This window comes from Falsirhodobacter sp. 1013 (genome assembly GCF_051195255.1).
Lineage (GTDB): Bacteria > Pseudomonadota > Alphaproteobacteria > Rhodobacterales > Rhodobacteraceae > Falsirhodobacter.
In genome coordinates this window covers 17,004-35,560 of sequence record NZ_JBNJLK010000009.1, presented here as the reverse complement: position 1 = coordinate 35,560, position 18,557 = coordinate 17,004, and the positions used below count along the sequence as shown (strand labels likewise).

Annotated in this window: 21 protein-coding genes; 9 read left to right on the top strand and 12 right to left on the bottom strand. The window is 68.1% G+C overall.

Going from position 1 to position 18,557, the window contains the following annotated elements:
• Positions 1-129: 129 nt before the first annotated feature.
• From ACSHZY_RS13020 to pobA, 4 genes are all read right to left on the bottom strand, one after another.
• Positions 130-1,419, bottom strand: coding sequence for an HlyD family type I secretion periplasmic adaptor subunit (locus tag ACSHZY_RS13020; RefSeq protein WP_435169767.1), 1,290 nt, complete (start codon positions 1,417-1,419; stop codon positions 130-132).
• On the bottom strand, positions 1,416-3,143 hold the full coding sequence (locus ACSHZY_RS13015; protein ID WP_435169766.1) for a type I secretion system permease/ATPase: 1,728 nt from the start codon (positions 3,141-3,143) through the stop codon (positions 1,416-1,418). The genes ACSHZY_RS13020 and ACSHZY_RS13015 overlap by 4 nt, the downstream gene beginning before the upstream one ends.
• A 65-nt stretch (positions 3,144-3,208) precedes the next feature.
• Positions 3,209-4,636, bottom strand: coding sequence for a family 16 glycosylhydrolase (locus ACSHZY_RS13010; RefSeq protein WP_435169764.1), 1,428 nt, complete (start codon positions 4,634-4,636; stop codon positions 3,209-3,211).
• A gap of 100 nt (positions 4,637-4,736) precedes the next feature.
• The gene (pobA, locus tag ACSHZY_RS13005) at positions 4,737-5,900 is read right to left on the bottom strand and encodes a 4-hydroxybenzoate 3-monooxygenase (RefSeq protein WP_435169763.1); all 1,164 of its coding nucleotides are present in this window, start codon (positions 5,898-5,900) and stop codon (positions 4,737-4,739) included.
• Between the two features lie 56 nt (positions 5,901-5,956).
• Here pobA and ACSHZY_RS13000 point away from each other — a divergent pair, with 56 nt between their 5' ends.
• Positions 5,957-6,829: a helix-turn-helix domain-containing protein gene (locus tag ACSHZY_RS13000; RefSeq protein WP_435169761.1), complete on the top strand. Its 873-nt coding sequence runs from the start codon at positions 5,957-5,959 to the stop codon at positions 6,827-6,829.
• Here ACSHZY_RS13000 and ACSHZY_RS12995 read toward each other — a convergent pair.
• A complete protein-coding gene (locus ACSHZY_RS12995; protein WP_435169759.1) occupies positions 6,826-7,575 on the bottom strand; it encodes an IclR family transcriptional regulator domain-containing protein in 750 nt (249 codons plus the stop codon). The genes ACSHZY_RS13000 and ACSHZY_RS12995 overlap by 4 nt on opposite strands.
• A gap of 97 nt (positions 7,576-7,672) precedes the next feature.
• On the opposite strand from ACSHZY_RS12995, the gene ACSHZY_RS12990 reads away from it, so the two are divergent.
• Genes ACSHZY_RS12990 through pcaF form a run of 3 tightly spaced genes read left to right on the top strand, consistent with a single transcriptional unit; the run spans position 7,673 to position 10,252 of the window.
• Positions 7,673-8,392, top strand: a complete 720-nt coding sequence (locus ACSHZY_RS12990; protein WP_435169758.1) for a 3-oxoacid CoA-transferase subunit A — start codon at positions 7,673-7,675, stop codon at positions 8,390-8,392.
• A complete protein-coding gene (locus ACSHZY_RS12985) occupies positions 8,392-9,057 on the top strand; it encodes a 3-oxoacid CoA-transferase subunit B (protein ID WP_435169756.1) in 666 nt (221 codons plus the stop codon). Before ACSHZY_RS12990 ends, ACSHZY_RS12985 begins: the two co-directional genes overlap by 1 nt.
• Before the next feature lies 1 nt (position 9,058).
• A complete protein-coding gene (gene pcaF, locus ACSHZY_RS12980; RefSeq protein ID WP_435169754.1) occupies positions 9,059-10,252 on the top strand; it encodes a 3-oxoadipyl-CoA thiolase in 1,194 nt (397 codons plus the stop codon).
• On the opposite strand, the gene ACSHZY_RS12975 is transcribed toward pcaF, so the two are convergent.
• Positions 10,219-11,133 carry a LysR substrate-binding domain-containing protein gene (locus ACSHZY_RS12975; protein WP_435169752.1) on the bottom strand — a complete coding sequence of 305 codons (915 nt, stop codon included), beginning with the start codon at positions 11,131-11,133 and terminating at the stop codon, positions 10,219-10,221. The genes pcaF and ACSHZY_RS12975 overlap by 34 nt on opposite strands.
• 86 nt (positions 11,134-11,219) lie before the next feature.
• Between ACSHZY_RS12975 and pcaD the strand changes: the two genes are divergently transcribed.
• Genes pcaD through ACSHZY_RS12950 form a run of 5 tightly spaced genes read left to right on the top strand, consistent with a single transcriptional unit; the run spans position 11,220 to position 15,112 of the window.
• The gene (gene pcaD, locus ACSHZY_RS12970; RefSeq protein ID WP_435169750.1) at positions 11,220-12,005 is read left to right on the top strand and encodes a 3-oxoadipate enol-lactonase; all 786 of its coding nucleotides are present in this window, start codon (positions 11,220-11,222) and stop codon (positions 12,003-12,005) included.
• Positions 11,998-12,378 carry a 4-carboxymuconolactone decarboxylase gene (pcaC, locus tag ACSHZY_RS12965; protein WP_435169748.1) on the top strand — a complete coding sequence of 127 codons (381 nt, stop codon included), beginning with the start codon at positions 11,998-12,000 and terminating at the stop codon, positions 12,376-12,378. Before pcaD ends, pcaC begins: the two co-directional genes overlap by 8 nt.
• Positions 12,375-13,178 (top strand): protocatechuate 3,4-dioxygenase subunit beta, encoded by an 804-nt coding sequence (pcaH, locus tag ACSHZY_RS12960; RefSeq protein ID WP_435169746.1) that lies wholly within the window; start codon positions 12,375-12,377, stop codon positions 13,176-13,178. Before pcaC ends, pcaH begins: the two co-directional genes overlap by 4 nt.
• On the top strand, positions 13,178-13,783 hold the full coding sequence (pcaG, locus tag ACSHZY_RS12955; RefSeq protein WP_435169744.1) for a protocatechuate 3,4-dioxygenase subunit alpha: 606 nt from the start codon (positions 13,178-13,180) through the stop codon (positions 13,781-13,783). Before pcaH ends, pcaG begins: the two co-directional genes overlap by 1 nt.
• A gap of 9 nt (positions 13,784-13,792) precedes the next feature.
• Entirely contained in the window at positions 13,793-15,112 is a 1,320-nt protein-coding gene (locus tag ACSHZY_RS12950) for a lyase family protein (RefSeq protein ID WP_435169742.1), read from the top strand.
• Between the two features lie 3 nt (positions 15,113-15,115).
• On the opposite strand, the gene rutD is transcribed toward ACSHZY_RS12950, so the two are convergent.
• From rutD to ACSHZY_RS12920, 6 genes are read right to left on the bottom strand one after another with little or no spacing between them, the layout of a single operon-like run.
• Complete coding sequence (gene rutD, locus ACSHZY_RS12945) at positions 15,116-15,883, bottom strand: pyrimidine utilization protein D (RefSeq protein ID WP_435169740.1); 768 nt, start codon at positions 15,881-15,883, stop codon at positions 15,116-15,118.
• Positions 15,883-16,266 carry a pyrimidine utilization protein C gene (rutC, locus tag ACSHZY_RS12940; protein ID WP_435169738.1) on the bottom strand — a complete coding sequence of 128 codons (384 nt, stop codon included), beginning with the start codon at positions 16,264-16,266 and terminating at the stop codon, positions 15,883-15,885. The genes rutD and rutC overlap by 1 nt, the downstream gene beginning before the upstream one ends.
• Positions 16,267-17,007: a pyrimidine utilization protein B gene (gene rutB / locus ACSHZY_RS12935; RefSeq protein WP_435169736.1), complete on the bottom strand. Its 741-nt coding sequence runs from the start codon at positions 17,005-17,007 to the stop codon at positions 16,267-16,269.
• Positions 17,004-18,086, bottom strand: a complete 1,083-nt coding sequence (rutA, locus tag ACSHZY_RS12930; RefSeq protein ID WP_435169735.1) for a pyrimidine utilization protein A — start codon at positions 18,084-18,086, stop codon at positions 17,004-17,006. The genes rutB and rutA overlap by 4 nt, the downstream gene beginning before the upstream one ends.
• Positions 18,041-18,421 carry a hypothetical protein gene (locus ACSHZY_RS12925; RefSeq protein WP_435169733.1) on the bottom strand — a complete coding sequence of 127 codons (381 nt, stop codon included), beginning with the start codon at positions 18,419-18,421 and terminating at the stop codon, positions 18,041-18,043. The genes rutA and ACSHZY_RS12925 overlap by 46 nt, the downstream gene beginning before the upstream one ends.
• Positions 18,418-18,555: a hypothetical protein gene (locus tag ACSHZY_RS12920; RefSeq protein WP_435169731.1), complete on the bottom strand. Its 138-nt coding sequence runs from the start codon at positions 18,553-18,555 to the stop codon at positions 18,418-18,420. The genes ACSHZY_RS12925 and ACSHZY_RS12920 overlap by 4 nt, the downstream gene beginning before the upstream one ends.
• Positions 18,556-18,557 lie beyond the last annotated feature (2 nt).

The window sequence follows — 18,557 nt, the reverse complement described above, 5'->3', positions numbered from 1 at the left end:
AGGATGCGGGGTCGCTGATCGCGACTTTGATCAATTGGTCTTCACGCTGAACCCGATCAGGGGTGCGTGGCGCATCCGGGTCTGCATCGGCGGCATCTGTCGGCGGTCAGCCGTCCCGCCGCCCGCCGATCAGGTCTCGCGCAGCGCCTTGGAGAAGTAGACCGTCAGCGGTTGCAGAAGATAGGACAAGGGGGAACGCTCGCCCGTGCGGATGAACGTTTCCACCGGCATGCCGGGCACAAGGTGCAGGTCTTCCAGCGCGCCGGCCTGATCGAAGTCCGGCGCGATCTCCACCTTGTAGAAGTGCTGGCCGCTTTGCTGGTCCTGAAGCGCATCGGCCGATACGGTCAGGACATGGCCGGGAAGCTGCGGCGTGGTGCGGGAGGGAAAGGCCGAAAACATCAGCTGCACGTCCTGCCCCGAATGCACGTTGTCCACATCCGCATTGGCCACCTGCGCCACGACCCGCAGCGGCCGGTCCTGCGGCACGAGGTAAAGAAGCGGATCGGCGGGCTTCAGCACCGCGCGCCGCGCCGTGATGGCCATGTCCAGCACGACGCCGCTGACTGGCGCGCGGATGTCCAGCCGCGACAGCCGCTGCACCAGCGCGCGTCGCCGCTCCACCAGTTCCAGTTCCTGCGAGCCGAACTGGCGCAGTTCGGTGATGGCATCCTCGCGCCGCGTCTTGGTCAGGCGCAGCGCTTCCAGCTCGTATTCCACCCGGCGGCTTTCGGCCTGCGCGCGCTCGGCCTTCAACTCTCCGACCTGACCTTCCAGGCGGGCCTGTTCGCGCTGAAGGGAAAGGACCTTGCTCAGCTGTGTCAGGCCTTGGTCCAGCAATTGCTGCTGAAGGTCCAGTTCGTGCGCGATCAGCGATTGCTGGGTCGTCAGCGCGATCAGCTGAACGTCGATCCCCTCCACCTGGCTGACCACCTGCGCCTGACGTTCGCCGATCTGGCCGATCTCCTGGCTCAGCGTTTCGCGGCGGGCTTCGAACAGGGACACCTGCCCCGTCATCAGGGGCGGGATCTCGCTTCGCGTGGCGGCTTCGGTCAGCAGTTCGGGCGGGAAGGTCACCTCCGCGCGGTCGTCGCGCTCCGCTTCCAGCCGGCCACGGCGGGCCATCAACTCGAACAGCTGGCCTTCCACGATCACGAGTTCGGAGCGGATCTCGAACTCGTCCAGCCGCAGAAGAAGCGCGCCGGCGTCCACGAAATCGCCGTCCTTGACGAAGATCTCCTCCACCACGCCGCCATCGGGATGCTGGACGACCTGCCGGTTTTCCTGAACCTGGATGAAGCCGGGGGCGATGACCGCGCCGTCGAGCCGGGCGAACACGGCCCAGGTGCCGAAGCCGCCGATCAGCACGGCGGCGGTGGCAAAGCCCAGACCCATCGCGGTGCGGGTGCCTTCGATCATTTCGCTTCCTTTCGCACGATCTGCGTGTGGTTCTGCACCATCTGCCGCAGCACCGCGTCGCGCGGGCCGAAGGCGCGGCGGCGGCCGTTTTCCATCACCAGCAGCATGTCGCATTCCTGGATCGCGGCCGGGCGGTGCGCCATGATGAAGACGACGCCGCCTTCGGCCTTCACGTCGCGGATCGCGCTGTTCAGCGCGGTGGTCCCGTCCAGGTCGAGGTTGGAGTTCGGCTCGTCCAGAACCAGGAACGCGGGCTGGCCGAACAGCGCGCGCGCCAGCCCGATCCGCTGCACCTGCCCGCCCGACAGGCGGCCGTCCAGCGCCGATACCAGCGTGTCATAACCCTGCGGCAGGCGCAGGATCATGTCATGCGCGCCGGCCTTCTGCGCGGCCTGCACCACCAGCGCGGGATCGGCGTTGGGTGTCAGCCGGGCGATGTTTTCGGCCAGCGTGCCTTCGAACAGCGTCACGCGCTGCGGCAGATAGCCGATCAGGCGGCCCAGCACGTCGGGGTCATACTGGTCCAGCGTGGCGCCGCCCAGACGGACCTCTCCGGCGGCCGGGGTCCAGAGGCCGGTCAGCGCCCGCGCCAGCGAGGTCTTGCCGGAGCCCGAGGGGCCGATGATGCCGATCGCCTGCCCCGGACGCGCTTCGAACGCGACGTCGCGCAGGACGGGCGTGGCGTCCCCCGGCGCGACAAGGGCCAGCGACTTCACGTCGATCCGCGCCTCGGGGCGGGGCAGGGCGGTGCGGGCTGCGGGTGGCGGCACGTCCGACAGAAGCGAGGACAAACGGTCCCACCCTTCGCGCGCCCGGCTGACCAGCGCCCACTGGCCGATGGCGGATTCCACCGGGGCCAGCGCGCGGCCCATCAGGATGGAACTGGCGATCATGGCGCCCGCCCCCATCTCGTTCTGGATGACAAGCCAGGCGCCCACGCCCAGCATCACCGACTGCAACAACAGCCGCAGGGTTTTCGTCATCACCGAAAAGCCGCCCGACACGTCGGAGGCCGCGAGCCCGTGGCGCTGCGCCTCGGCCCGCCGGGCCAGCCAGCGGTCGTAGAGGGCGCCCTGCATGCCAAGGCTGCGGATGGTGTCGGCCTCGGCCCGCAGGTTCTGGACCATGTGGTCCGCCTTCAGGCCCATCAGGCCGGCCTTGCCGGACGGCGCGCGGCTCAGCCTCTGGTTCAGCAGGGTGATGACGATCAGCGTGACGCTTCCGGCCAGCGCGACCCAACCCAGCAGCGGGTGGAACACGAAGATCAGCGCGGTGAAGACGGGCACCCATGGCACGTCGCACAGCGCCAGCAGCACGGGGGAGGCAAGGAACCGCTGCACGCTGGCCAGATCGGTGGCCGCCGCCTCGGCCCGCGCATCCTTGGGGGACACGCGCGACAGGTCCATGCTGGCACGCAGCACCCGCAGTTCCAGCCGTTGCTGGAACGCGGCGCCGATGCGGGCCGCCAGCCGCGCCCGCGCGTGGTCGATGAAGCCAAAGCCCGTGAACATCACCAGCAGCAGGATCGACAACGCCACCAGCGTCGCGACGGAGCGCGACGGCAGGACCCGGTCATAGACCTGAAGCATGTAAAGCGGGCCCGACAGCATCAGCAGGTTCGCCAGAAGCGAGAAGAACAGCACCGACAGCCACACGGTCCCGGTGCCGGTGATCGCGCCGCGCAGTTCCGCCGATCCGGGGCGACGCCTTGAAGTTTCCGCCATTCCGAACCTCCCGCTCAGGGTTTCAATAAAACTCTATGGATCATGCGCGCCGCAAAGTCACGTGGTCAGGCCAGCAGGGGGAAACCGAAATCCTCGGCCGTCACGTCGGCCGCGGTCCGCCCGACCAGATAGATCGCGTCGGTGGACAGCCCGCCACTGGGGGCGAGGTTGATGCGCAGGGCCCAGCCTTCATCCTGAAAACCCGCGGTCACCGTTTCGGCCGTGGCGGCAAGCCCCGCAAGAACAAGGCGGTCGACCCCCGGTTCGAAGTCGTGAACATAGTCGATCCCGCCCCCTTTCACGAAGATGAAGGCGTCGGCGGCGCCGTCCGCCTTGTAGTTGCCGCCCCAAAGATGGTCGTTGCCGGTGCCGCCCTTCAGGGTGTCGCTGCCGCGCCCGCCGATCAGCTTGTCGGCATCGGCCCCGCCGGACAGCGAATCCGCACCCGCATGGCCGAAGAGTTCATCCTGCCCTCCTTCGCCCGACAGGGTGTCGTCGCCGTTGTCGCCATACACGGTGTCGTTTCCGCGCCCCCCGCCGATCGCGTCGCCCCAGCGGGATCCGTCCAGCACCTCGGCCGCGTCCGTGCCGGTGATGCGGTCGCCGGGCCGGGTGGAGTCCGGGTCCAGGGCGGGGTTGCGGGTGGCGCTGGCTTCGCGTTCATAGACATGGACGTAATCCACCGTCAGCCCGTCCGAAAAATCGGTGGAGGCGTCGGGATCGCCCGCCCAGCCCCCGACGGCGAGGTTCAGGACCAGGAACATCTCCTCGGTCAGCGACACGGCCTGCTGCCGCACCACGTCGCCGTCGTAATACCACGACAGCGCGTCCGCTTCCCACAAGAGGCCGTAGGTGTGAAACCCGTCGCCCGCGCCCGGCGCCTCCACCGCCTGCGCGTCGGACACGCCGTTTGACCAGACGTTCGTGTGCAGGGTGCCGGGGGACTGGCCCAGAAATTCGAACACGTCCACCTCGGCCGACCAGTCGCCGTCGGTGGGCAGCAACCAGAACGCGCTCCACAACCCCTGCTCGTCGGGGATGTCGGCCCGGATCTCCACATAGCCCGTGGTCAGCCCGAAGGTCATCTGCGTGCTCAGCAAGCCCGAGCTGTAGCCGAGGCCCCCCGCCGCCGCCTTCTGGGCCGTGGTCAGCGGCGTTGCGCGAAGGGTCGTGGCGCCGCCTTCGGTGGTAAAGGCGGCGGGCAGGGCGGTCATGTCGGGGTCGGCGTAATATTGCAACTCGTTGTTGGCCGCGATGGTGCGGCTGTCCTGAAGGTGCGGGGAAAAGGACGTGGCCCATGTGCCACCGCTTCCGAACCCCTGCCAGTAGAGGCCCGCTGTGTCCGAGAACTCCTCGGCAAAGGTCAGGACATAGCTTTCGCCACCCATAAAGAGGTTCGACGGTGTCGCGGGGTCGGAAAGGGTGCTGGAAAGGGAGGAGGACGGCATGGCGGGCACCTCGGGCTGGCCTTCCAGATTGGACGAAACGGCCACCTCCCGCAGGGGAGGTGGCCGTTCCGGACGAATGGTTGTGCAAGTCCAGGTCTACCTAAGGTTGAGTCGCTTGTCAACCGCCCCGTGGACCCTTCCCCCCTCAGAAGGGAAGGCCGACATAGCTGCGGGCCATGGTTTCGCGGGCCGAAGGCATGTCGCGCAGGATGTGCAGCTCGTTTTCCTGGATCTTCTGGTCGAACTCGCTTTGATCGGGGAAACGGTGGAGGATGGAGGTCATCCACCAGCTGAACCGCATCGCGCCCCAGACGCGTTTCAGCGCGCGTTCGGAATAGGCTTCGACCCCGCGCAGGCTGCGATGGGCCTCCACCAGCGCCTCGTACAGGTAATGCACGTCGGAGACGGCGAGGTTCAGGCCCTTCGCACCCGTCGGCGGCACGATATGCGCGGCGTCGCCAACAAGGAACAGCCGGCCCCACCGCATCGGTTCGGTCACGAAGCTGCGCAGGGGCGCGATGGACTTTTCGATCGTGGGGCCCGTTTCCATGCTGTCCGCCACGTCGCCGGGCAGGCGGCGGCGGATCTCCGTCCAGAAGGCCTCGTCGGACCAAGCCTCTGCCTTGTCGGTCAGCGGGACCTGGATGTAATAGCGCGACAGGTGCTCGCTGCGCATGGAGGCGAGGGCGAAGCCGCGCGGGTGGTTGGCGTAGATCAGTTCCTCCGCCGCGGGCTTGGTGCGGGACAGGACGCCCAGCCAGCCGAAGGGATAGACGCGCTCGAACTCTTGCCGGACATGTTCGGGGATGGACTTGCGGCTGACGCCGTGGAACCCGTCGCAGCCCGCGATCCAGTCGCAATCCAGCCGCTGCGCCTGACCGCCATGGGTGAAGGTGACGTGCGGATGGTCGCCCGTCAGATCGTGCAGGACCACGTCCGACACCTCGTGCAGGATGGTGGCGCCGATGGCGTCCTGCGCGTCATACAGATCATGCGTCACCTCGGTCTGGCCGTAGACCATCACCTCCTGCCCGCAGGCTTCGGTGAAATCGACGCGGAAGCGGCCCTGGTCGGTGGACAGATAGCAGCCGTGATGCGGATGGCCTTCGCGCATCATCCGGTCGGCACAACCCGCTTCGTGCAACATCCGCACCGTGCCCTGTTCCAGCACCCCCGCGCGGATGCGCGACAGGACATGGTCGCGCGTGGAGCGTTCCAGCACGACGGTGGCGATGCCCGCGCGGTTCAGAAGCTGCGACAAAAGCAGGCCCGATGGCCCGCCGCCGATGATGGCGACCTGCGTCCGCATGGTAGTCCTCCCATATCCCTCGGGCGGGAGGATGACAGGGCGGGCGCGGGCGGGACATGGACGAAGCCGCCAAACTCTGGCACGAATCGAACATGGAACCGATCCCGACCTTTGACCTTTACGGAGAGCATCAGGCCTTTCCCGACATCCTGCATTGCGAAACCATCCTTGACCGGGCGGCGGGGCATGGCTGGCGGATCGGGGTGCACCGGCATGCTGACCTGCACCAGTTCTTCCTGCTGACCGGCGGGCGGGCGCAGATGACCGTGGACGGCGCCGTGCGGGAGGTGCCCCTTCCGGCGCTGGTCAGCGTGCCACGCCGCGTCGCCCACAGCTTCCAGTTCGCGCAAGGCACCGAAGGCTTCGTCGTCACCCTGCCGGTGGCCGAATTCGCCGACCTGTTCGGGGCGAGCGCCCTGTCGGACCGCCTCGTGCAGGCGGGCACCATCCCCGCCGACGACGACCTGCGCCGCCTTGTCCAGGCGCTGGCCGAGGAGCATCGCGCCCGCCGCCTTGGCCGCATCGCGCAGTTGCGGGCGCTGGCCACGCAACTGGCGGTCCATGTCGCCCGGCGGCTGGAGGGGGAGGCGCGCGATCATCCCTATGCCCGCCGCATGGCCGCCTTCGACACGCTGGTGCACGCCCATCTGCGCGACCGCTGGACGGTGGCCGATCACGCCGCGGCGCTTGGGATGACGCCCACGCACCTGTCGCGGGTGGCGCGGGCGGAAACCGGGCTCAGCGCCTCGCAATACATCGACCGGCAGCTGTTCCAGGAAGCGCGCCGCCTTCTGGCCTATACCCGCGCGGGGGTGGGGGAGGTGGGGCTGATGCTGGGGTTCGAGGATCCGGCCTATTTCTCGCGCGCGTTCCGGCGGCAATGCGGGGAAACGCCCCAGGCCTATCGCAACCGGCTGCGCGCGCTTTAAACCAGCACCTTGCGCAGTTCGGCCTGCACCACGCGCATCGCGTCCAGATAGCGGCGGGCCAGATCCTCCACCTTCCCCTGCGTGGCGGGCACGCCAAGGTTCAGGGCCGCCACCACGCGCCCCCGCGCGTCCATCAGGGGCACGGCGATCGACCGCAGGCCTAGCTCCACCTCCTGGTCGATCAGGGCGAAACCCTCGGCCCGGGCCTGCGCGATGCGGGCCATGACGGCCTCCGGTTCGGTCAGGGTGCGGGGGGTGCGGGCCGTCAGGGGGGGCAGGCGGGCTTCGGCCTCCGCCTCGGGCAGGGCGGCCAGAAGGACGCGGCCCATCGACGTGCAGAAGGCCGGCAGGCGCGATCCGGGCATCAGGGCGATCGACATCACCTTGCGCTGCGCGGCACGGGCGACATACACGATCTCCCCCCGGTCCAGGATCGCGACGGAGGAGCTTTCGCCCGTCAGCTCCGACAACCGGTCCAGCCAGGGCTGCACGAGGCCCGGCAGCGGCATCGTGGCCAGGCACGCGGTGCCAAGACGCAGGACATGCGGGGTCAGGGTGAAGAACTTACCGTCGTAATCGGCATAGCCCAGATCGGCCAGCGTCAAGAGGCAGCGGCGCGCCGTCGCGCGGTCCAGCCCCGCATGTTCGGCGGCTTCGGTGATCGTCAGGCGCGGGCGGTCCGCCGAGAACGCCTCGATCACCCTCAACCCCTTGGCAAGGCCGCCCATCGTGTCGCGCTTGTCCATGCCGTCCCGTGCGATTATCGAACAAAACACGCATAACGCACAAAGGGATTGAGGTCCAGTTCCCCCCTTCCTAGCTTTCACCGCAAGGAGGACCATCATGGACAAGACGATTCCAACATTGGCCGAGGCTGTGGCGGGGATCCCCGACGGCGCGGTGGTGATGATCGGCGGCTTTGGCGGATCGGGTGCGCCGATCGAGCTGATCCACGCGCTGATCGACCGCTTCCGCGCCACCGGCAGCCCGAAGAACCTGACGCTCGTGAACAACAACGCGGGCAACGGGCGCATCGGCATCGCGGCGATGATCGATGCGGGGATGGTGGCGAAGATGGTCTGCTCGTTCCCCCGATCCTCGGACCCGCGGGCGTTCACCGACGCCTATCTGGAAGGGCGGGTGGAACTGGAACTGGTGCCGCAGGGCACGCTGGCCGAACGCATCCGCGCGGGCGGGGCGGGGATCCCGGCCTTCTACACCCCCACCTCGTTCGGGACAGAACTGGCCGAAGGCAAGCCCGTGGCGGAGTTCGACGGCCGGCCTTACGTGCAGGAACGCTGGCTGAAGGCCGACGTGGCGCTGATCAAGGCGCACAAGGGCGACACGATGGGAAACCTCACCTACCGTCTTGCCGCGCGCAACTTCAGCCCGTTGATGTGCATGGCCGCGGCCACCACCATCGTCCAGGTGACCGAGCTGCTGGAGCCCGGCGGTATCGATCCCGAACAGGTGGTCACGCCCGGCATCTTTGTCGATCACGTGGTGCAGGTGGCGAACCCGCAGCAGGAAGAAGCCTTGATCCGCGAGGGGGCGGTGCATTGATGAAACTGTCGAACGCACAGATGGCCTGGCGCGCGGCGCAGGACATCCAGGACGGCGCCTATGTCAACCTTGGCATCGGCGCGCCGGAAATGGTCGCCCGCTACAGCGTGGAAGGCCGCACGGTCATCTATCACACGGAAAACGGCCTGCTGAACTTCGGCGAGGCCCCGCCCGAGGGGCAGGAGGACTGGGACCTGATCAACGCCGGCAAGCGCGCCGTGACGCTGAAGCCGGGGGCCGCCTTCTTCCACCACGCCGACAGCTTCGCGATGGTGCGCGGCGGGCATCTGGACGTGGCGATCCTTGGCGCCTACCAGGTCGCGCAGACGGGCGATCTGGCGAACTGGCGCGTGGGGTCCAAGGGGGTGCCGGCGGTCGGCGGCGCGATGGATCTGGTGCACGGCGCGAAACAGGTCTGCGTCATCACCGAACACGTCACGAAAGACGGCAAGCCAAAGCTGGTGGAGGCGTGCACCTTCCCGCTGACGGGCGTGGCCTGCGTTACCCGCGTCTATACCAGCCTTGCGGTGGTGGACGTGAAGGACGGCCGCTTCGTGCTGCGTGAAAAGCTGCCGGGGATGAGCGTCGACGAACTGCAATCCATGACGGGGGCGGCGCTGACGATCGAAGGCACCGTGTCCGACCTGAACGTGCCGGAGCTGTGAGATGACCGACGCCTATATCTGCGACTATGTCCGCACCCCCATCGGCCGCTTTGGCGGGGCCTTGTCCGGCGTGCGCGCCGACGATCTGGGCGCGATCCCGATCCGCGCGCTGCTAGAGCGCAACGCCGGCGTGGACTGGGCGGCGGTGGAGGATGTGATCTACGGCTGCGCCAACCAGGCCGGCGAGGACAACCGCAACGTCGCCCGCATGTCCGCCCTTCTGGCCGGCCTGCCGGTGGAGGTGACGGGCACCACCATCAACCGTCTTTGCGGTTCGGGGATGGACGCCGTCCTGATGGCCGCCCGCGCCATCCGCGCCGGAGAGGCGGAACTGATGATCGCGGGCGGCGTGGAATCCATGTCCCGCGCGCCTTTCGTGATGCCCAAGGCGGAAACCGCCTTTTCCCGCAACGCCGAGATCTTTGACACCACCATCGGCTGGCGTTTCGTCAATCCGGCGATGAAGGCGCAATACGGCGTGGATTCCATGCCGCAGACCGGCCAGAACGTCGCAGATGATTTCGGCGTCAGCCGCGAGGATCAGGACGCCATGGCCCTCGCCTCGCAGGCCAAGGCCGCGGCGGCGCAGGAGAATGGGACCTTGGCACGGGAAATCACGCCGGTGACCATTCCGCAGCGCAAGGGCGATCCCTTGATCGTGGACCGGGACGAACATCCCCGCGTCACCTCGGCCGAGGCGCTGGCGAAGTTGCGACCGCTGTTCCCGAACGGGTCGGTGACGGCGGGCAACGCGTCGGGCGTGAACGACGGCGCGGCCGCGCTGATCATCGCCAGCGCCGAGGCCGCGAAGAAGCACGGCCTGACGCCCATTGCCCGCATCTTGGGCGGGGCGACGGCGGGCGTGGCGCCGCGCATCATGGGCTTCGGCCCGGCACCGGCGTCGAAGAAGCTGATGGCGCGGCTTGGCCTGTCGCAGCAGGATTTCAGCGTGATCGAGCTGAACGAGGCCTTTGCCGCCCAAGGGCTGGCCACGCTGCGCGATCTGGGGATCGCCGACGACGATCCGCGCGTGAACCCGAACGGCGGCGCCATCGCGCTTGGCCACCCGCTGGGCATGTCGGGCGCGCGCATCACGGGCACCGCGGCCCTTGGCCTGAAGCCGGGCCAGAAGGGCCTTGCCACCATGTGCATCGGCGTGGGTCAGGGCATCGCCATCGCGGTGGAGCGGGTCTGAACCAGACCCCGCGCAAGGCGGACGAGGGTGGTTTGCGCCGCCCCCGCCTCCTCTCCTTGCGTGATGCCGACGGGGCCGGTCAGGAAGCCGGCGCCGGGGCGCAGGGCGATCATCTCGCCCCGCGCCACCTCGGCATGGATGACGCCGGCCGAGATCAACCAGACCGCGTCGGACGACAGCACCAGCCCCCGCCCAAGGGCCAGCGACGCGGTTTCATAGGCGGGACGCACGCGCCCCAACCCCTGTGAGGCGATCCAGTCGTCCACCCCCCGCCGGATGATCGCGCCTTCGGGCGGCAGGATCAGCGGCACCTGCGCCAGAACCTCCGCCGCGGGGCGATCCGCCAGCGGGTGGCCGGGGCGCAAAGCCAGCACCACCTCCTCGTCATAGAGATGCAGAAAGGACAGGCCCGCGATCTCGGCGGCGGCGGGCATGCGGCCGATCATCAGGTCGATCCGCGCGTTGCGCAGCTGCCGCAACAGATCGTCATGCGAGCCGGAGATGAGGGTGAGGAGGGTGTCGGACCGCGCCTCGCGGAAGGACAGGGCGAGTGCGGGGAAGAGGCGGGTGGCCACCGTGGGCAGCACCCCGACGCGCAGGTGCGACGCGGCCGCGACAGGATGCAGGGCGGCGGCGGCGGTGTCCAGCAGGTGCACCGCCTCGGCCGCGTGAAGGCGGAAGGCGCGGCCGGCCTCGGTCAGGGTCAGCCGCCGCCCCTGCCGCAGGAACAGGGGTGCGTCCAGAAGGGTCTCCAGCTCGGCCAGGGTGCGGGACAGGGCGGGCTGGGTCACGCCCTGTTCGCGCGCCACGGCCGACAGGTTGCCTTCGGCCGCGATGGCAAGAAAGCTGCGGATGTGGCGCAGCTTGATGGCAGGATGCATAACGGCCTCGTTATGGAAGGGGCATCATTTTGCATTAGGCGCGGCCCGTGCGATGTGCAAGATCGGGCGCGGAGGAGGAGATCACCATGCACGCATTGATGCGCCCTTGGGGCGTTCTGCATTACACCGTCAGCGGCCCTGAAGAGTGGCCTGCGGTCGTGTTCGCCAATTCGCTGGGCACGGATCTTCGGCTGTGGGACGCGCTGTTGCCGCTGCTGCCGGCCGGTTTTCGGCTGATCCGCCATGACAAGCGCGGCCATGGCCTGTCCGACAATGGCCCGGCCGAGGGGATCGACGGGCTGGCCGAAGATGCGATCGCGCTGATCGAACAGGTGGCGCGCGGGCCGGTCGTGTTCGTCGGCCTGTCCATCGGCGGGCTGATCGCGCAGCGCGTGGCCGCCCTGCGCCCCGATCTGCTGCGCGGGCTGGTCCTGTCGAACACGGCGGCGAAGCTGGGCACCGCCGAAAGCTGGACGGCGCGGATCGATGCGGTGCGCGCGAATGGCATGGGTTCCATCGCGCCGGCGGTGATGGAACGCTGGTTCGCGCCCGCCTTCCTGTCCCGCCCCGAACGCGCGCTGTGGCAGCGGATGATGGAACGCACGGATCCCGAAGGCTATGTCGCCGCCTGCCGGGCGCTGGCGGGGGCCGACCTGACCGAAACCACCCGCGCGTTGCGCCTGCCCACGCTGGTGATCGGCGGCGGCGCGGACGGCGCTTCCCCGCCCGAGGTGGTGGAGGCGACGGCCGCACTGATCGACGGCGCCGCCTTCCACCTGATCCCCGACACCGGCCATCTGCCGCCGGTGGAAGCGCCGCGCGCGATGGCGGACCTTCTGATCCCCTTCCTGCAAAAGGTTTCCCATGTCTGAGCTGACCGAAACCGGCATGGCCACGCGCCGCCGCGTGCTGGGCGACGCCCATGTGGACCGCGCCGAGGCCGCCAAGACGCCCTTCGACCTTCCCTTCCAGACGCTGATCACGGACGCCGCCTGGGCACATGTGTGGTCGCGCGACACGATCAGCCTGCGCGAACGCTCCATGCTGACCATCGCGCTGCTGGCGGGCCTTGGGAACGATCACGAACTGGCCATGCATGTGCGCGCCACGCGCAACACGGGCGCCAGCGCCGACGACATCATGGAAGCGCTGCTGCATGTCGCGATCTATGCCGGCGTGCCGCGCGCGAACCACGCGATCAAGATCGCCAAGCAGACCCTTGCCGAGATGGAGGCCGAAGGATGAGCCGGGACGACCAGATCAAGCCGCATGTGGACAACGCGGCGGGGGATCATCCGCACATCCAACCCGGCCGCGTGCGCAACGACGCCCGCCACCCGCTGCTGGCGCGGGACCGCGAATGGCACCCCGCGCCCTACACCCCGAACTACAAGACCTCGGTCACGCGGTCGCCGTCGCGGCCGCTGGTGGCCATGCCCACCACGCTGTCCGAACAGACCGGCCCCGCCTTTGGCCATGGCGTGCTGGGGGAACTGGACAACAACCTGATCCTGAACATGACCGGCCAGCCGGCGATCGGTGAACGGATCATCGTCCATGGCCGCATCCTGGACGAAAACGGCCGTGCCGTGCCCGGCGTTCTGGTGGAGGTGTGGCAGGCCAATGCCGGCGGCCGGTATCGCCACAAGAAGGACGGCTATCTTGCGCCGCTGGATCCGAACTTCGGCGGCTGCGGACGCACCATCACGGCCGAGGACGGGAGCTATGAATTCCTGACCGTGCGCCCCGGCGCCTATCCCTGGCCAAACCGCGTGAACGACTGGCGGCCGATGCACATCCACATGTCGGTCTTCGGCAGCGGGTTCGGCCAGCGCCTGATCACGCAGCTGTATTTCGAAGGCGACCCGCTGATCGCGCGCTGCCCCATCGTCCACACGATCGGGCAGGAAAAGGCGATCCAGTCGCTGATCGCGCCCTTGGACATGCACCGCGCCATTCCGATGGACTGCCTGGCCTACAAGTTCGACGTGGTGCTGCGGGGCCGCCGCCAGACCGTGTTCGAAAACCGCATGGAGGGGATGTGATGCAGCAACTGGACCAGTTGAAGGAAACACCCTCGCAGACCGCGGGGCCCTATGTCCATATCGGCCTGACCCCGAACTTCGTGGGCATCCACGGCGTCTACGATCAGGATCTCGGCACCTCGCCCATCCGCGACGGCGCGCAGGGGGAGGTGGTGACGATCACCGGCACCGTGCGCGACGGGGCCGGGATGATCCTGCGCGACGCGCTGATCGAAAGCTGGCAGGCCGACGCGCAGGGACTGTATCCCGCCAACGACCCAAGGGGGGAGGCCGACCCGAACGTGTCCGGCTGGGCGCGGATCGTGGCCGACATGGACAGCGGCGAATGGGTTTTGCGCACGATCAAGCCGGGCCGCGTGCCCGCGCCGAACGGCAAGCTGATGGCGCCCCACATCTCTCTTTGGGTGGTGGCGCGGGGGATCAACATCGGCCTTCAGACCCGCCTGCATTTCGAGGACGAGGACAACGAAGGTTGCCCCGTCCTGGCCCGGATCGAGCAGCGCGAGCGCGTGGACACGCTGATGGCGAAGAAGACCGGCCCTTCCGAATACCGCTTCGACATCATACTGCAGGGCGAGGGCGAAACCGTCTTCTTCGACCTGTAAGGAGCCTTCATGCCAGCCCATCCCGCAGACAGCGCCATCTATCGCGGCCTTTTCGGTGACGAGGAAACCGCCCGCCTGTTTTCCGACGCCGTCGAAGTGCGCGCCATGCTTCTGACATGGGGGGCGCTGGCCCGGGTGCAGGGCGCGCTTGGCATGATCCCGGCCGAGGCGGCGGCCTTCATCGACCGCAGCGCCCGGGATGCGGCGATCGATCCGGCCGCGCTGGCCGAGGCGACGGCGGGCAACGGCGTGCCGGTTCCTGCGCTGGTGTCGGCCTTCCGCAAGGCGATGGGCGCGCCGGATCTGGCGCAATACCTGCACTGGGGCGCGACCAGCCAGGACATCATGGACACCGCCCTGTCGCTGCGCCTGCGGCAGGTGATGGACCTGTGGGACGCCCGTCTGGCCGCGCTGATCGGCGGGTTGGGGGCCTTGGCCGCGGAACATGCCGACCTGCCGATGGCGGCCCGCACCTATGGTCAGGCGGCGACGCCGACGACCTTCGGTGCGGTGGTGGCGGGCTGGGGGCAGCCCCTGCTGCGGCACCGCGCGCGGCTGGGGGACCTGCGGGGGGCGCTCGCCGTCTCGCTTTCGGGGGCGGCGGGGACGCTGTCGGCGATGGAAGGGCAGGGGCCGCAGGTGCGGGCCGCGCTGGCGGCCGAGTTGAACCTGCGCGATCCGGGCCGCAGCTGGCACGCCGACCGCAGCCCGATCGTGGAATTCGCGGGCTGGATGGCCGGCGTCACCGGCAGCCTTGGCAAGATGGGGCAGGACCTGATCCTGTCGGCGCAGACCGGCATATCGGAGGTTCTGGTGGAAGGGGCGGGCGCGTCCTCCACCATGCCGCAAAAGCAGAACCCGGTGGCACCTTCGGTTCTGGTGGCGCTGTCCCGGCATGTGGCGGGGCTGGCGGGCACGATCACCGGCGCTGCGGTTCATGCCCAGCAGCGGGACGGGTCGGCGTGGTTCGTCGAATGGCTGGGGCTTCCCGCGACCGTTCTTGCGACGGGGCGGGCGCTGGCTTTGGCCGCCGACGTGGCAACCCGCATCCGCCCGCAGGCGGAGGCGATGCAGCGGGGCCTTGCGCAGGATTGCGGCACCATTGTGGCCGAAGCCGCCAGCTTCCTGCTGACCCGCCGGATGGACCGACCCGAGGCACAGGCGCGGATCAAGGCGCTGGCGAAAGAGGCACTGGCCATGCAGATGCCACTGCCCGACCTGCTGGCCCGCGATTTCCCCGACACGGACTGGACGCGCGCCCTTTCGGGGACCGAGCTGTTCGGGACCGCCGCGCAGGACGCGCGGGGCTTTGCGGCGGCGGCCTCCTAAAGTTCAGCCGCTCAGGAACTCCATCATCGCGGCGTTGAAGACGTCGGGCTGGGTGACGTTCACCGCATGGGCGCCCTGATCCAGCAGCAGAAGGCGGCCCTGCGGAAGCCCCTCGGCCAGCGATTGGCTGCGGGACCACGGGACCAGCAGATCGTCCCGCGTGGCAAGGGCCAGCACGGGGCAGCGCAGCTCGGCCAGCCGGTCACGGATGTCAAAGCGGGAGAGGGCGGCGATGCGGTGGCGGATGTTCCGCGCGCCCTGGAAATGCGCCATGTGATGGGCGTCCTCGGCGGCCATGCGGGCGGCGTTCTTCTCCATCCACTCCGCCGGATACAGGAACAGGGGCTGGGCGCGGATGAAGGCCTCCACGCTGTGATCCAGCAGGCGCAGCCGCGCCTCGAAACAGCGGCGTGAATGGTCGGAGGTGTCGGCCCAGGCGTTGATCGCCAGAAGGCGGGTCACGCGGTCTGGGGCGGCCAGCGACAGTTCCATCCCGATCAGCGCGCCAAGCGCATGGCCCACCACATGCGCCCGGTCGGTGCCCGACGCGTCCATCACCAACGCCAGATCGGCTGCCATGTCGGCGATGGTCGTGCCCTCCGCCACCTCGCCCCCCCAATGGCCGCAGCCGCGGTGGTCGTAGGTGACCACGCGGAACCGTTCGGCCAGCGCGGCCATCTGCGGCGCCCAATAGCCGCCCGACCCACCAAGGCCCGAAGACAGGACGACCGTTTCCGCCCCTGCGGGGCCCTCATGCACGGTGAAATGCATCAGCCGACATGCGCGATGGTGGCGATTTCGATCAGGGCCTCGGGCTTGACCAGCCCGCACTGGATGCAGAAGCGGGCCGGCTTGTCGCCCGGGAAGTATTCCGCATAGACCGCGTTGATCGCGGCATAGTTCGCCCAGTCGGTCAGGAAGATGTGGTTCATGGTCACATCGGCCATCGTGCCGCCGGCCGTTTCGATCACCCGTTGGATCGTGTCCAGCACATGGCGCGTCTGCGCGGCGGCGTCGCCCACATGGACGACGTTGTTGTCGCCATCGAAGGGCAGCGTGCCCGAGACGTAGACGATCCCGTCCGCCTTCGTGCCCGGCACGAAGGGCGCGATGGGCGTGGTGGTGCCTTCGGGAATGATGGAGGTCTTGGGCATTCAGGCGTCCTCTGGTGCGATCTGTCCGACGGCTCCGCAGAACTCGGACGTGGAGGAGACCCAGCCGAAGAAGGTCTCCACGTTGTATTCGGTGGCTTTCTGAAGGTAATCGGGCCCCAGCCAATGTGTGGCGTCCGACAGCATGATGCCGAAATATTCCAGATGGAACGCGTCGCGCAGGCTGCTTTCCACGCAGACATTCGTGGCGATGCCGGTGAAGACCAGCGTGCGGATGCCGCGCGCCCGCAGGGTGCTGTCCATGGTCGAATTGAAGAAGCCGGAATAGCGCGTCTTCGGCACGACGATGTCGCCCGGCTGTGGGGCAAGATCCGGGATGATCTCGTAATCCCAGCCCCCCTTGGCCAGGAACTGACCCTGAAGTTCGGGCCGCGCGCGCATGGTCTTCAGCGCGTTCGACTTGTGGAAGTTGGGCGAGCCGGGGCCGCCCGCTTCCACATAGTCCGCGTCCCAGCCGTTCTGGAAATAGATCACCGTGATCCCGGCCGCGCGCGCCGTGGCCAGCACCTTGGCGATGTTGTCGATGCAGGCGCGGTTGCCCGTGATTTCGAAGCCCGCCGTGTCCACATAGCCGCCGGCGGTGGCATAGGCGTTCTGCATGTCCACCACCACGATGGCGGTTTCCTGCGGGGTGACGACCATCGGTTCGGGCCGGGCGGGAAGGACGCAGGTCGGGGTGCCGGGGGCGCGGCGCAGGGCGGCGGGGTCGATGGCGGCGGTCACTCGGCGGCCTCCAATGCGGGCTGGCGGGACAGCATCAGGGGCTGGATCCGGGTGCCGAACACCTCTACCCCTTCCACGAAATCGTCGAAGGTCAGCAGCACGCCGCCCACGCCGGGCACGGTCGCCACCTCGTCCAGCATCCGCGCGATGGTGGCGGGGGATCCGACCAGCGTGCCCATGTTGATGTTCACCGCCGAGGTGCGGTCCGACATGATCCGCACATTGGTGTCGGCGCCCGACCGCGTGTCCGCCGCGGCCTGTTCGCCCAGCCAATCGATGGCCGCATGATCCACCCCGTCCTGATAGGCGATCCACTTTTCCTGCGCCTCGGCGTCCGTTTCGGCGCAGATGATCATGAACAGCACGAAGGAGGACACGTCGCGCCCCGTCTTTTCCGTGGCGCGGGTCAGGCGCTCGGCCGTGGGGGCGAAGGCCGTGGGCGTGTTCACGCCCTTGCCGAAGCAGAAGTTGTAATCGGCAAACTGGGCCGAAAACGCCATGCCCGCGTCCGAGGATCCGGCGCAGATGATCTTGGGCATCTGCGTGGGGATGGGGCTGACGCGGCAATCCTCCATCGTGAAGTGCTGGCCCTTCAGGTCGCTGACGCCAGTGGCCATCAGGTCGCGCAGGATCGTCGTGTATTCCGTCAGGTAGTCGTAGCGGTTGGCAAAATGCTCATCCCCCGGCCAGAGACCCATCTGCGAATATTCCGGCCGCTGCCAGCCGGTGACAAGGTTCACCCCGAACCGCCCCGGTGCGATGCTGTCGATGGTCGTGGCCATGCGCGCCACGATGGCGGGGGGCATGACAAGGCTGGCGGCGGTGGCGTACAGCTTGATCCGCGTGGTCACGGCGGCCAAGCCCGCCATCAGCGTGAAGCTTTCCAGCGCGTGGTTCCAGAACTCCGTCTCCCCGCCAAAGCCGCGGAACTTGATCATGGACAATACGAAGTCCAGCCCGTGCCGTTCGGCCCGCAGCGTGATGTCCTTGTTCAGTTCGAAGCTGGGCATGTATTGCGGCGCGGCCTTGGAGATCAGCCAGCCGTTGTTCGCGATCGGGATGAAGACGCCGATGTCCATGAAGCTCTCCGTGTTGCTTCGGGCCGAGTGGATGAGGCAGATGCCCGTTCTTGCATCATCCACGGCGCGAAGCCCGCCGTGAGTGTTTCGACGCTTTGATCTAGGGCGTTTTCGCCAGTGCCGGGGTTTGATGCAGGGAAATCTGAAGGCTGCACCAATGTTGGGCGAAGATGAACCGAATAAATCACATAATCCTGCTTCATCTGATCGAGTTGCTGGATTGCGTTGGCGATGGAGCGGAGATCTTCTGTTGGAACGCCTTGCGCGGATGCGCCGGTCATCGCTGCCAGAGACAGGACGCCCGCAAGGGCCGTGGTGCGAAGAACGCGGATCATACGATCACCTCCGTCTGAGCGTTGAGCGGTTGCCAGTCGCAGGCGCAGGGCGACGTGCGGCTGGTGTAGTTGGCGCAAGCGCCGAGGATCAGGGAAAGGCCGAGAAGGGCCGCAAGGCGCAGGGGCCGTGTCATCG